The organism is Butyrivibrio sp. INlla16, from assembly GCF_900104155.1.
In the GTDB taxonomy this organism is placed as follows: domain Bacteria; phylum Bacillota; class Clostridia; order Lachnospirales; family Lachnospiraceae; genus Butyrivibrio.
In genome coordinates this window covers 16,509-29,973 of the sequence record NZ_FMYB01000005.1, presented here as the reverse complement: position 1 = coordinate 29,973, position 13,465 = coordinate 16,509, and the positions used below count along the sequence as shown (strand labels likewise).

Genomic DNA, 13,465 nt, shown 5'->3' with positions numbered 1-13,465 from the left:
TTTGCTAAAAGTACAGACAAGGTGTCAGCTTAGCTGACGGATGAGGTATAAATGGAAGAAAGATTAATTCGCTCCGAATACTCGGAGATAATGCAAAAATCGTATATTGATTATGCTATGAGTGTTATCGTGGCAAGAGCGCTTCCTGATATCAGGGATGGTCTTAAGCCTGTTCAGAGAAGAACTCTTTACGATATGTATGAGCTTGGAATCAGATATGACAGACCATATCGTAAGAGCGCACGTATTGTCGGCGATACCATGGGTAAATATCATCCTCACGGTGACAGTTCTATTTACGATTCGCTCGTTGTGATGACTCAGGATTTTAAGAAGGCTGTTCCGCTTGTTGACGGTCATGGTAACTTTGGCAATATCGAGGGAGACGGTGCCGCTGCCATGCGTTATACAGAGGCGAGACTTGCCCAGATTACTCAGGAAAATTTCCTGGCTGATCTTGATAAGGATGTTGTTGACTTTGTCCCTAACTTTGACGAGACAGAGCGAGAACCTTCGGTTTTACCTGTAAAGATTCCGAACTTTCTTATTAACGGGTCTGAAGGTATAGCAGTTGGTATGGCTACAAGCACACCTCCTCATAATATCGGCGAGGTTATTGATGCCGAGATTGCTTATATGCAAAATCCGGAGTTATCCGCCAAGCAGCTCATGAAATATATTAAAGGACCCGATTTCCCTACAGGTGGTATTGTCACAAACAAGGACGAACTTCGTGCTATTTATGAGACCGGGCAGGGCAAAATAAGAGTCAGAGGTAAGGTCGAAGTTGAAAAGGGAAAAGCAGGACATATAAATCTTGTAGTTACTGAGATTCCTTACACTATGATTGGTGCCGGAATAGGTAAATTCCTTTCTGACGTGGCTGAGCTTGCTGAGAAGAAGATAACCAATGACATTATCGATATATCCAACCAGTCTTCAAAGGAAGGTATCAGAATTGTAATTGAGCTTAAGAAAGATACAGATGTTGAGAACTTCAAGAACCTTCTCTATAAGAAGACAAAACTTGAGGACACATTCGGCGTAAATATGCTTGCTATCTGTGATGGAAGACCCGAGACTATGAGTCTTTCATCAATAATGAGATCAGTTGTCGATTTTCAGTTTGAGACAGCAAGAAGAAAGTATACAACACTTCTTAAGAAGGAACAGGATAAGAAAGAGATCCAGGAAGGTCTCATCAAGGCCTGCAACGTAATTGATATTGTAATTGAGATTTTAAGAGGTTCCAAGGACAGACCTATGGCTAAGGACTGTCTTGTAAACGGTAATACCGAGGGAATCAGATTTAAGAGTGAGGCTTCAAGAGCTATGGCTGCACAGCTTCTTTTCACAGAGAGACAGGCTGATGCCATTCTTGAGATGAGGCTATATAAATTAATCGGTCTCGAACTTGAAGCTCTTGTTAAGGAGCACGAAGACACAATCGCCAAGATATATCGCTATGAGGATATTCTTGAAGATCACGAGTCCATGTCACTTGTAATTCAAAATGAACTCTCAGAAATCAAGAAGAAATACAATGTGAAGAGACGTACTGTTGTTGATAACGTTGAGGATGCTGTTTACGAAGAAAAGCCCATTGAGGAGATTGATGTTGCATTCCTTATGGACCGCTTCGGATATGCCAAGACAATTGATGTAACAACTTATGAGAAGAATCTTGAGACTATCAAGAATGACTTTAAATATTCGTTTGTAATGAAGAACACCGGAAAGGTTTGCGTCTTTACTGCAAACGGAACGCTTCATACCATAAAGGCAATGGATCTTCCTGCGGGAAGGATGCGTGACAAGGGGGTTCCTATTGATAATGTCAGTGATTTCGACACGACAAGTGATCAGATTATATATGTAGCAAGCCAAAGCAGCCTTAACCTTTACAGAATAATGTTTGTTACAAAGCAGGCTAATATGAAGATTGTCGACGGCGGAGAATTTGATGTATCCAGAAGATCCGTTGCAGCCACAAAGCTTGCGGAAGGTGATGAAGTTGTCAGTGTTCATGAGCTTCACGAAATCAGTACTGTTGTGCTACAATCAGAAAACGGCTTCTTCCTGAGATTTAATGTTACAGATGTCCCTGAGAAGAAAAAGGGTGCCGTGGGCGTTCGCGGTATGAGACTTGGAGCAAAAGACCTTGTAAGAGATGTTTATTATTTAAAGGAAACGGATGATCTTTCAATAGAGCATAACGGAAAAGCCCTAGCTCTTGATCATCTAAAGATCACAAGCAGAGATACAAAGGGTACAAAGGTGAGATTATGAGAGTAATAGCAGGTGAAGCAAGAAGGCTAAAACTGGTAACTCCCGAGGGGAATGATACCAGGCCAACGCAGGACCGTATAAAAGAGACTCTTTTTAATATGCTTCAAAATGATGTGCCGGGTGCTATTTTTATCGATGTTTTCGCCGGCAGCGGCGGTATTGGAATAGAAGCTTTATCAAGAGGCGCAAAAAGAGCGTATTTTATAGAGAATAATATCAAGGCAATTAAGTGTATCAATCAGAATCTGCAGACAACTCATTTTGAGGACAAAGCTACTGTATTAAAGTCTGATGTTCTGGTCGGCTTAAAAAATGTCAACGAAAAGGAAGCTCATATAATATTTGTGGATCCGCCTTATGAGTCGGGACTATATGAGAGAACCTTTGAGTTACTTGGAAGATTACCATATGTCACAGAATATACCATGCTCATAGCTGAATGTAGTCTGGATATGGATTTATCAGTTTTTGAAGAAAATGGTTTTGAAATCATAAAAGAAAAGAGATATAAGACAAATCAGCATGTTTTCATGAAAAAGGCTTAATGCCACGCGAAAACATGTGATTATATATTTTCTGTGAGAGGGGTATACAGAAAGGAAAAGAGAGTAAGTGAGAAAAGAAATTTGGGGAAAAAGTGTTTTAGCGCTTGTACTAAGTGCTGCCTTGTTTGCAGAAGGCGTAGCGCCTTTAAGTGTAAAAGCGGAAGAAATTAACTCCGCTGAATTTCTGCAGGCAATTGAAGAGACTGAAGATGTAAATCTCTTATCTGTTTCAGACGGTAATGCTGAGGAAGAAGTACCTGCCGAAACTGAATCAGAAGAAACCACAAAAGAACCGGAGAAAACTGAAGCGGCAATTGATACTCCCGCTTCAGAAGAATCTGTTCCTGCAGAAAATGAATTCGCTGAAAATCCGGATGTATCAGAAAACGAAGAAATTTCTGAAGCTGAAACTGAAGAAGATCTGAATAATTCAGCTGATGCCGTTTCAGATGGCAATGCTGCAAATGAAGCAGCTGTTTCAGATGGAAATGCGCAGGCTCCCGGGGCTTTTGATTTTGAAAAAGAGATCGATGGCTATATAATAAAGCTTCATGCGGAAGAGGGGATTGTTCCTGAGGGTACAACAGTTGACATCACAAAGGTAAAAAAAGTTGGCGACCAGAAGGTTGATGATCTTGTAAATGATGTTCTTCCTGCAGAATCCGTAGTTTACGATTCCGCATCATTTGATATAACACTTATAAAGGATGGTCAGGAGTTTGAGCCTGATGGAAATGTTTCAGTAGAGATAACATTAAATGATAAGCTTTCTGATGCTAATTCGGAGAACGAAAGTACTTCCGTTCAGGTGTTCCATATCGAGGATGATGCCACTACAACAGAGGTTCCTGCTGATGTAACAGAGAATGCCACAGATGTTTACGGTGATGGCGAAGAAACAGTTGTATCTTATGATGCCGAAAGTTTCTCAGTTTATGACGTAGCTGTAGTACTTAATTTCGAGACATCAGAGGCAACAGCAGAAGTAAATCCCGTTTATGAAAACAGAATTGCCGTTAGCCAGAATGAGCTTAACACGCTTGCGTCACAGCTTGACTCAACCGTAAATGTTAAATCACTTCTTTCATCAGGCGGAAAATGTACTTCAATTCAGGAGATGGCAGAGGTTGCAAGAGAGGCAATTAAAGCAAGACAGACTTCTGTAATGATTAATTTCAAATTGCCGGATCTGTATAACGAGACCACTATATTAAATCCTATGCTTCCTATTATTTGGGAGCACACCGGTGTGCCTAATGAAGGCGATTATGTTAGATGGGCATTCCATCAAATTGCAAGACAGTCTTCCATTGCTTATGCCGACAATTACACATACGGTTCTATACAGCTTATGTTTGTATATAATCATGATGCTGCGCAGGAAGTACTGACAACTCAGAAGATTGATCAAATAATTAAGAATAATGGATTAAATAAGGGTACTGATTACCAGAAAATTTATAATACATATAGATATATAACCACGCACATATCTTATGATTATGAAACTATATCAAATCCAAACAAGTTTATTGGCTACTCATGTTATTCTGCAGCTTGCTTAAATAATACGGTATGTGAAGGGTATTCTCTTCTTTTCTACAGAATTATGCTTTCAGTTGGAATTGATTCAAGATTAGTTGCAGGTCTTGCAGAGGAAGGTGATCAGAATTCGGGTCATGGTTGGAATATAGTACAACTTGGCAATATATATTATTATGTTGATGGCACCTGGGACGCATATGATCCCAGACCCGGCCACAATACACCTGCAAAAACCGATAACTTCTTAAAAGGAAGTCGTGTCGATTATAATAAAAAAGTAGCTTTTGACAGCATTTATCACATTAGGTATCCGGAATATGCAACAGCTGATTTCTACAGAGTTTATCCTGTAAGCAGTACTGATTATAACGGTTCCGAAGGCAGTTTTGTTAAACCCACAAGCGTTGCTATAAGTCAGGCCAATGCTATAATTGCGGTTGGTTCACCATTACAGCTTAGTGCAACCTGTCTCCCCGCAAATTCCAAGCAGGGTATCAGATGGAATTCTTCTGATACGACAGTTGCCACTGTTAGTGATACCGGTCTTGTAATGGGTATAAGGAACGGTGAATGCGAAATCTTCGCAACCTCTGCATATGGCGGAAAAAAGGCTCGTTGCCGACTCATAGTTACAGACGGAAGAGTAAAAGGTCTTGATGTATCCGCAACAAAAATCACCGTTTATGCCGGATCAAAAGCATCAATTGGCACAGCCGTATTCCCTGAATGGGCCTTTAATAAGAGCATAAAGTTCAAGTCAAGCAATAAGAAAATTGCGACAGTCAATAAATACGGTATTATTACAGGTAAGAAACCCGGAAAATGCTTTATTACATGTAAGACACGAGATGGCGGAATTTCAAGGAAAGTTACTGTCATTGTAAAAAAAGCAAAACGTGTAAGATCTGTAAAACTTACCAAGAAGAAATTAAAACTTACAGTTGGTAGTACTTATACTCTTGGAGTTAAATTAAACCCCAAAAAGGCAACAAATAAGAATGTGACCTGGAAAAGCTCTAAACCCAGTGTTGTTTCAGTAGATGCTTATGGCAATCTTGTAGCATTAAGTCCAGGAAAAGCTAAAATTACAGTTAAATCCGAGGATGGAAATCATAAGGCAACCTGTATTGTAAAAGTAAGATAAAAAGAGGAATTGTAATGAAAATAGCTGTTTATCCCGGAAGCTTTGATCCTATAACATTAGGACATCTTGATATTATCAAAAGAGCTTCTGCCATGTTTGATAAGCTGGTCGTTGTGGTAAGCGTGAACACAGCTAAGAGTCCGTTGTTTTCAGTAGATGAACGTGTTAAGATGATTAAGGAAGCAGTTAAGGATCTTGATAATGTTGAGATTGACTGTCATGAAGGTCTTATCATCGATTATTGCAAGCAAAACAATATAAGGATTCTTTTACGAGGTCTCAGAGCTATCACCGATTTTGAATATGAACTCCAGATTGCTCAGACCAATAAAGCATTTTCACAAAATGAAGTTGATACTGTTTTCCTGACAACAAGCCTTGAATACGCATATCTAAGCAGTTCAACTGTTCGTGAATTCGCAAGCTTTCATGGGGATATAAGCCGCTGTGTAACAGAGTATGTCGCACAAATGGTTTATGAGAAATATGGGTATGATAAACAGCAAATTGGGGGGTAAAGACTATGAGCAGTAGAATTGAACAATGTATTGATGAAATTGAAACATTCATTGACAACTGCAAGTATCAGCCGCTGTCGCATACTAACATTGTAGTAAACAAAGAAGAGATTGATGAACTTCTAAGAGAGCTTCGCAGTAAAACACCCGAAGAAATCAGAAGATATCAGACTATTATCAGCAATAAAGAAGCTATTCTCGAGGATGCCAGGAAAAAGGCAAAAGATCTGATTGACAGAGCCACAGAGCAGACTCATGCAATGATAAATGAACATGATATCATGCAGCAGGCTTATGCACAGGCTAATGAGGTAATTGCCCATGCTGCAAAGCAAGCTGAGGAGATTCTTACAAGGTCTACAAATGAAGCCAATCAGATGAAGGCTGCAGCAGTAAGTTATACAGATAACCTGCTTGCAGAGGTTGAAGTAATAGTAAATAAGGCAATTGAAACCACTAATGCAAGTACAACTTCTTTCTTAAAAGATCTTACTTCATATAGTGAAACAATTAAATCAAACAGAGCGGATCTTGTTCCGCCAAGTGTCAATCCTTCTAACGTAAAAGAGAAACCCAAGCCGGCTTCTAATTTTACAGAAATAACTCCAGAAGTTATGCTTGACGATGGCTCTGATTTGAATCTTGATTTATTGTAATAATAATTTTATAGCTGCCGGTGAGTAAATCATGCGGCAGCTTTTCTTTTAGGATATATTATGAGATTAGATAAGTTTTTGGGATCCTGCGGCATCGGAAGCAGGAAACAACTTAAAGAATATATAAAAAACGGTATGGTATGCGTTGATGGTAATGTTATAACAAAACCTGAGTTTAGCGTTGATCCTACCATAAATGAAATCTTATTTTCGGGCGAAAGTCTCACTTCCGATTATAAAGAATTCAGATATTATCTGCTTAATAAGCCGCAAGGCGTTGTTTCTGCAACAAAAGACAATCATGACAAAACTGTTCTTGATCTCATTGATATAGGTTTTGACAATAATTTGGCTCCTGTCGGAAGGCTTGATAAAGATACTGAAGGACTTCTGATAATAACAAATGATGGAAAGCTTGCTCACAGGCTTCTTTCTCCCAAAAAGCATGTTGAAAAGGAATATGAAGTCCATACTGCAAGAGTGATATCTGATTTAGATCTTAAGAAGCTTGAGGAAGGCGTTGATATAGGTGATGATGAACCTACACTTCCCGCAAAAGCATTTATTGAAGATGTAAATGGTGAAGCAGTTTTGCACCTTATCATCCATGAGGGGAGATTCCATCAGGTTAAGCGTATGCTTGAAGCCATAAGAAATGAAGTTACTTTCCTAAAAAGGATAAGGATGGGGGGACTTTTTCTTGATCCAACTCTTGCTCCGGGTGAATACCGAGAGCTTACGGATGAAGAGCTTGATCTATTAAAATAACTGATATTCAGAGGTTGTCATGAAAAGAGTAGCAAAGGGAAATTTTGGATATATTGAATATAATCGTAAGTTTGCAACTATAAGGACCATTATTGCACTTGCAATTTGTCTGATTATATTTTTCACAGGTCTTTTTATCTATAAATCAAATAAGAGTGCATTTAGTATAATTGCTGCACTTGGATGCCTGCCCACAGGACTTAGTGCTGTCAATCTTATAATGTACATTAAAGCGCATCCTTGCAGCAAGGCTGCGTACGACATAATTGAAGCTCACAGAGGCGGGCTTCTCATCAGATATGATCTTGAGATGACTAGTTACGATGAAAATTTTAGTATTGCAGCTGCAACAGTTCTTGATAAGAATGTAATCTGCTATACGGAAAATAAAGCCCTTGATACCTCAAACTGCGAGAAACACATTAGAAACCAGATATCACAGAGCGGTTACAGCAGTTACACAGTCAAGGTATTTAAAGATATTAATGCATTTTGTAACAGGCTCGATAATCTTGAACAGATACGGCAATCCAAGAATATCGATCCTCAGGCAATTGAAGATTCCTGGGTGCCCGGCACGGTTGAAACCTGTGCGCTTGTTTTACTTTCAATTTCATTATAATCAGGGTGATATGAGAGAAATTAAAATAGATAAAAATTCAACAGGTAAGAGATTGGATAAATTTCTGGGGAGCTATTTTACCGAATGCTCCATGGGATTTTTATTTAAGATGCTTAGAAAAAAGAATATTACTCTTAACGGAAAAAAGGCAAGCGGAAAGGAAGCTCTTAAAGAAGGGGATGTTATATCCGTATTTTTTTCCGATGAAACATTCTACAAATTCGCAAATAAACATGTGAATATTTATGATACTGGAAGTGCTGCCAATAATACGGCGACGGAGTATGAGAGAGCCTTTGCGAAATTCGGAGACCTTGAAATTATATATGAAGATGAAAGCATTCTTCTTTTAAACAAACCATGCGGAATCTTATCTCAGAAATCTGAAGCTAAAGATTTAAGTATTAACGAATGGCTTATAGGATATCTTCTTAACCAAGGAGACATAAGTAAAGAGAGTCTTGCAACTTTCAGGCCATCTGTATGTAACCGTCTGGACCGAAATACATCGGGGCTTCTAATATGTTCCAAATCACTACCCGGAGCCAGAAAAATGGCCGAGCTGTTAAAAGACAGAACTCTTCATAAATATTACAGAACAATTGTTGTTGGAAATATTGTCTCTGATTCGCATTTATCCGGTTATCTATTTAAGGATAAAAAAACAAATAAAGTAGTTCTTACTGATACTAAGCCCAACGATGAACAAAATAACCTATATTCCCCGGTAAAAACATCTTTTAAGGTTTTGGGTCATGGTGCACTCTATATCTCAGATAAAAAAACTATACTTACAGAGCTGGAAGTATTACTTCATACAGGGAAAACACATCAGATAAGAGCACATTTATCATCGGAAGGACATCCACTGATCGGTGATACTAAGTATGGTAATGAACAGACTAATAAGATAATTAAGTCTGAATTCGGATTAAAATATCAGCTGCTTCATTCAAGCAGGCTGGAATTTCCGGTGATGGATGATGATTTTTCATATCTTTCGGGCAAGATTTTTGAAGCTGAACTTCCTGCTATTTATTCAAACATAAAATTCAAACTGTTTTCATAAATAATTTCGTATTTATTCTTTCGAATGGAGACAATATGGCCACATGGAATTCAAGAGGCCTTCGTGGTAACACTCTGGAGGAACTGATAAATCGAACAAACGAAAAATATCAGGAAGAGGCACTCGCCCTCATCCAAAAGATTCCCACGCCTATTACACCGATAAATATTGATAAAGAAACAAGACATATTACACTTGCCTATTTTGATCAAAAAAGTACTGTCGATTATATAGGCGCAGTTCAGGGAATTCCTGTTTGCTTTGATGCAAAAGAATGTGCACAGGATACATTCACCCTGGAAAACATCCATCCCCATCAGGTTTCTTTTATGGAAAAATTTGAAGCACAGGACGGCATTGCTTTTTTTCTGATTTATTATACCGGGCGAGGGGAATTCTATTATCTTCCTTATAGAAAACTCAAATATTTTTGGGAAAGAGCCGTTGAAGGCGGACGAAAAAGTTTTCGATATGATGAGCTCGATCCGGAATATATAATTTCAGATGATACAAAAGGATATATCCCTTATTTGGATATGCTGCAAAAAGATCTTGAGCAAAGAGATTGACAAATAAATTGTATTCCTATAAACTTAAATAAATTTAATGTAGTAGCGAAGTAGCACGTTAATGTAATAAAGTATCCAGGAGATATGTATGAATCGAAGACTTTTGCACACACCAGAGGGTGTACGTGATCTATATGGAAAAGAATGCAGTGACAGATCCTTTGTAATTAATACTATAGGAAACCGTATGAAATCTTACGGGTTTGAAGCCATTGATACTCCTACTTTTGAGTTTTTTGATGTTTTTGCGGAGGAGATCAGCAGTAACAGTGAAAAAGAGCTCTATAAGTTCTTTGACCAGGATGGTAATACCATGGTACTTCGTCCGGATTTCACACCATCAGTAGCAAGATGTGTAAGTAAATATTTTTTGGAAGATGAAGAACCTGTTAGATTCTGTTACAGCGGTAAGACATTTTTAAATACTCACAGTCTGCAGGGAAAGCTGAAGGAAGTTTCCGAAATCGGCGCTGAGCTTATGAACGATGGCTCAATTTTTGCTGATGCTGAGATGATCGCATTGCTTGTGGAATCGATTTCCGCTACGGGCTTAAACGATTTTAAGGTAAGTATAGGTGATGCTGATTATTATTACGGTATCTGCGAAGAAGCCGGCATCGATTTTGATACTGAAGAAGCTATAAGAGAAAAGCTTGTAAGCAGAAATACATTTGCTGCAGATCTTATCATGGAAGAGTCCGGAATTTCAGAAAAATACCGCGAACTAATAAAAAGTGTTTCAACCTGTATAGGAAATGCAGAAGTTCTTGAAGAAGCAGGAAAGCTCGTTAATAACAAGCGTTCACAAAAAGCTATTTCTCACCTTCAAAGTTTATATCAGGTATTATGTAACTACGGTATTCAGGATTACATATCTTTTGATCTGGGTATGCTCAGTAAATTTAATTATTATACCGGCGTAATGTTTGGCGCTTATACCTACGGTGTAGGTGATGCGATAGCAAAAGGCGGTCGATATGATGACCTTCTCGACAGATTTGGAAAGAGCGCACCTTCAATCGGATTTATGATTAATCTTGATGATCTGATGAAAGCTTTATACAACCAGAAAATTCAGTTGCCTGAAGAAGATAAGCCAATAGTTATTGAATATGATGAAAACAGCTTCAAGGATTCTCTTTCTAAGGCGAAAGAGCTTAGGAAGCAGGGATCAAGAGTAATCTTAAAGGGGGCAAAATAATAATGAATAAACAGGATAGATATCTCACATTTGCCCTTGGTAAGGGAAGACTTGTTGATTCAACAATGGAACTTTTAAAGAAATGCGGCATTGAGTGTGAGGAAATCACTGATAAAAAGACAAGAAAACTAATTTTCACGAATGAAGAACTGAAACTTAAGTTTTTCCTGGCAAAGGGCCCTGATGTTCCCACCTACGTTGAGTATGGTGCAGCTGACATCGGTATAGTCGGCAAGGATACCATTATGGAGGAAAATCGCAGTGTATATGAAGTTCTGGATCTTGGATTCGGTAAATGCAGAATGTGTGTATGCGGCCCCGAATCTGCCAGAGAACTTCTCGATCATCATGAAATGATCAAGGTTGCCAGCAAATATCCTAATATTGCAAAGGATTATTTTTATAACAGAAAAAACCAGACTGTTGATATTATTAAACTAAACGGTTCGGTAGAACTTGGTCCAATTGTTAATCTCTCGGATGTTATAGTTGATATAGTTGAAACAGGCAGTACACTTCGTGAAAACGGTCTTACTGTTTTGGAGGAGATATGTCCGTTATCTGCAAGAGTTATTGTAAACCAGGTAAGTATGCAGATGGAATCTGAAAGAATTCATAAACTAATCAATGACATGAAGGAGAACCTGTAATGCGGATAGTAGAATTAAACAGTAAAACAAAAGGAGAGCTCCTTGAGAAGTTATTAAAAAGAAGTCCTTCTAATTACGGTGAATACGAGCAGATCGTAAATGATATAATTACAAATGTAAGAGAAAATGGTGACAAAGCTATTTTTGAATATACCTCTAAATTTGATCATTTTGATATAACAGCTGATACAATAAAGGTAACAAGGCAGGAGATTGAGGCTGCATATGAAGCTCTTGACGATGACTTTATTGATGTTATAAAGAAAAGTGCTGAAAACATTCGTGTATTTCATGAAAAGCAAAAGAGAAATACCTGGATAGATACAAAAGAAGATGGCTCAATTCTTGGTCAGAGAATCATCCCAATTGAAATATCCGGTGTTTATGTACCAGGTGGAAAAGCTGCCTATCCTTCAAGCGTACTTATGAATGTTGTACCCGCCAAGGTTGCAGGTGTAGAACGTATTATAATGTGTACACCGCCTTCAAAAGATGGAAAAATCAATCCCGGAACTCTGGTAGCTGCTGATATTGCAGGTGTTACCGAAGTGTACAAGGTTGGAGGAGCACAGGCTATTGCAGCTATGGCATTTGGTACCGAATCAGTTCCGAAAGTGGATAAAATTACTGGTCCCGGAAATATATTCGTTGCTCTTGCAAAAAAAGCCTGCTTTGGTTATGTTTCTATTGATTCTATTGCAGGTCCTTCTGAAATTCTTGTAATTGCCGATGAAACCGCAAATCCTAGATATGTTGCGGCAGACCTTTTATCACAGGCAGAGCATGATGAGATGGCCAGTGCAATTCTTGTAACTACAAGTAAGAAGCTTGCCGAAGATGTTTCAGTAGAAGTAGAGGCTTTTACCCAAAAGCTTGAGAGAAGTGAGATAATTCAAAAGTCGCTTGATAATTACGGATACATTTTTGTTGCTGATAATATGACTGATGTTATTGATGCAGCAAACGCCATAGCCTCAGAGCACCTTGAAATCATTACAAAGAATCCTTTTGAGGTTATGCCGAAAATCAAGCACGCGGGTGCTATTTTCCTTGGAGCGTATTCTTCTGAGCCCCTTGGTGATTATTTTGCAGGCCCTAACCATATTTTACCCACCAATCAGACAGCAAGATTTTTCTCACCGCTTTCTGTGGATGATTTTGTAAAGAAGACAAGTATAATTGCGTATTCTGAGGATGGTCTAAGAAAGGTTCATAAGGATATTGAACTTTTTGCTAAAAATGAGGGCCTGACAGCCCATGCAAATTCAATAGCAGTTAGATTTGAGGAGGAATAAGTATGGCACGTACAGCTGAAATCGAAAGAAAAACCGCTGAAACTGACATTACATTAGAAATTGATCTTGATGGATCCGGAAAATCCGACATTAATACAGGCATCGGCTTTTTTGATCATATGCTTTCAGCTTTTGCCAGACATGGTTTATTTGATCTTTCTGTTAATGTTGTCGGCGATACTGATGTTGATGGCCACCACTCTGTGGAAGATACCGGAATAGTTCTTGGACAGGCAATCGCAAAAGCCCTCGGAAACAAGAAAGGGATCAAACGCTATGGTAGTTCTATCCTTCCTATGGATGAGGCACTTGTTCTATCCGCAATTGATTTATGCGGAAGACCTTATTTCGAAATGGATGCCGAATTCACTGCACCAATGGTTGGGGCGTTTGACACTCAGCTTGTGAGAGAGTTCTTTTATGCAGTTTCTTATGGTGCAATGATGAATCTGCATCTCAGAGTAATAACGGGAATCAATGATCATCACAAGATAGAAGCTATGTTTAAAGCATTCGCCAGAGCTTTGGATGAAGCAACTTCCATAGATTCAAGAATAGACGGTGTTTTAAGCACAAAGGGAAGTCTTTAATACT

General features: G+C 38.6%; 13 protein-coding genes. All 13 read left to right on the top strand.

Annotated features, from left to right (window positions below):
- Positions 1-51 precede the first annotated feature (51 nt).
- Complete coding sequence (locus tag BLR42_RS03720) at positions 52-2,289, top strand: DNA gyrase/topoisomerase IV subunit A (RefSeq protein WP_091866765.1); 2,238 nt, start codon at positions 52-54, stop codon at positions 2,287-2,289.
- Positions 2,286-2,834, top strand: coding sequence for a 16S rRNA (guanine(966)-N(2))-methyltransferase RsmD (gene rsmD, locus BLR42_RS03715; RefSeq protein WP_091866763.1), 549 nt, complete (start codon positions 2,286-2,288; stop codon positions 2,832-2,834). The genes BLR42_RS03720 and rsmD overlap by 4 nt, the downstream gene beginning before the upstream one ends.
- Positions 2,835-2,901: 67 nt before the next feature.
- Positions 2,902-5,523, top strand: a complete 2,622-nt coding sequence (locus tag BLR42_RS03710; protein ID WP_091866761.1) for an Ig-like domain-containing protein — start codon at positions 2,902-2,904, stop codon at positions 5,521-5,523.
- A gap of 14 nt (positions 5,524-5,537) precedes the next feature.
- Entirely contained in the window at positions 5,538-6,041 is a 504-nt protein-coding gene (coaD, locus tag BLR42_RS03705; RefSeq protein WP_091866759.1) for a pantetheine-phosphate adenylyltransferase, read from the top strand.
- A 5-nt stretch (positions 6,042-6,046) separates the two neighbouring features.
- Positions 6,047-6,697, top strand: coding sequence for an ATP synthase subunit B family protein (locus BLR42_RS03700; RefSeq protein WP_022759950.1), 651 nt, complete (start codon positions 6,047-6,049; stop codon positions 6,695-6,697).
- A gap of 60 nt (positions 6,698-6,757) precedes the next feature.
- Positions 6,758-7,465: a pseudouridine synthase gene (locus tag BLR42_RS03695; RefSeq protein ID WP_091866757.1), complete on the top strand. Its 708-nt coding sequence runs from the start codon at positions 6,758-6,760 to the stop codon at positions 7,463-7,465.
- 19 nt (positions 7,466-7,484) lie between these two features.
- Positions 7,485-8,087: a hypothetical protein gene (locus BLR42_RS03690; protein ID WP_091866755.1), complete on the top strand. Its 603-nt coding sequence runs from the start codon at positions 7,485-7,487 to the stop codon at positions 8,085-8,087.
- Positions 7,978-9,156: an RluA family pseudouridine synthase gene (locus BLR42_RS03685; protein WP_242879172.1), complete on the top strand. Its 1,179-nt coding sequence runs from the start codon at positions 7,978-7,980 to the stop codon at positions 9,154-9,156. Before BLR42_RS03690 ends, BLR42_RS03685 begins: the two co-directional genes overlap by 110 nt.
- 35 nt (positions 9,157-9,191) lie before the next feature.
- Entirely contained in the window at positions 9,192-9,725 is a 534-nt protein-coding gene (locus BLR42_RS03680; RefSeq protein ID WP_022759954.1) for a Holliday junction resolvase RecU, read from the top strand.
- An 88-nt stretch (positions 9,726-9,813) separates the two neighbouring features.
- The gene (gene hisZ / locus BLR42_RS03675; RefSeq protein WP_091866750.1) at positions 9,814-10,926 is read left to right on the top strand and encodes an ATP phosphoribosyltransferase regulatory subunit; all 1,113 of its coding nucleotides are present in this window, start codon (positions 9,814-9,816) and stop codon (positions 10,924-10,926) included.
- Between the two features lie 2 nt (positions 10,927-10,928).
- On the top strand, positions 10,929-11,576 hold the full coding sequence (gene hisG, locus BLR42_RS03670; RefSeq protein WP_026497515.1) for an ATP phosphoribosyltransferase: 648 nt from the start codon (positions 10,929-10,931) through the stop codon (positions 11,574-11,576).
- Positions 11,576-12,871: a histidinol dehydrogenase gene (gene hisD, locus BLR42_RS03665; protein WP_022759957.1), complete on the top strand. Its 1,296-nt coding sequence runs from the start codon at positions 11,576-11,578 to the stop codon at positions 12,869-12,871. The genes hisG and hisD overlap by 1 nt, the downstream gene beginning before the upstream one ends.
- Before the next feature lie 2 nt (positions 12,872-12,873).
- On the top strand, positions 12,874-13,461 hold the full coding sequence (hisB, locus tag BLR42_RS03660) for an imidazoleglycerol-phosphate dehydratase HisB (protein ID WP_026497513.1): 588 nt from the start codon (positions 12,874-12,876) through the stop codon (positions 13,459-13,461).
- Positions 13,462-13,465: the final 4 nt, after the last annotated feature.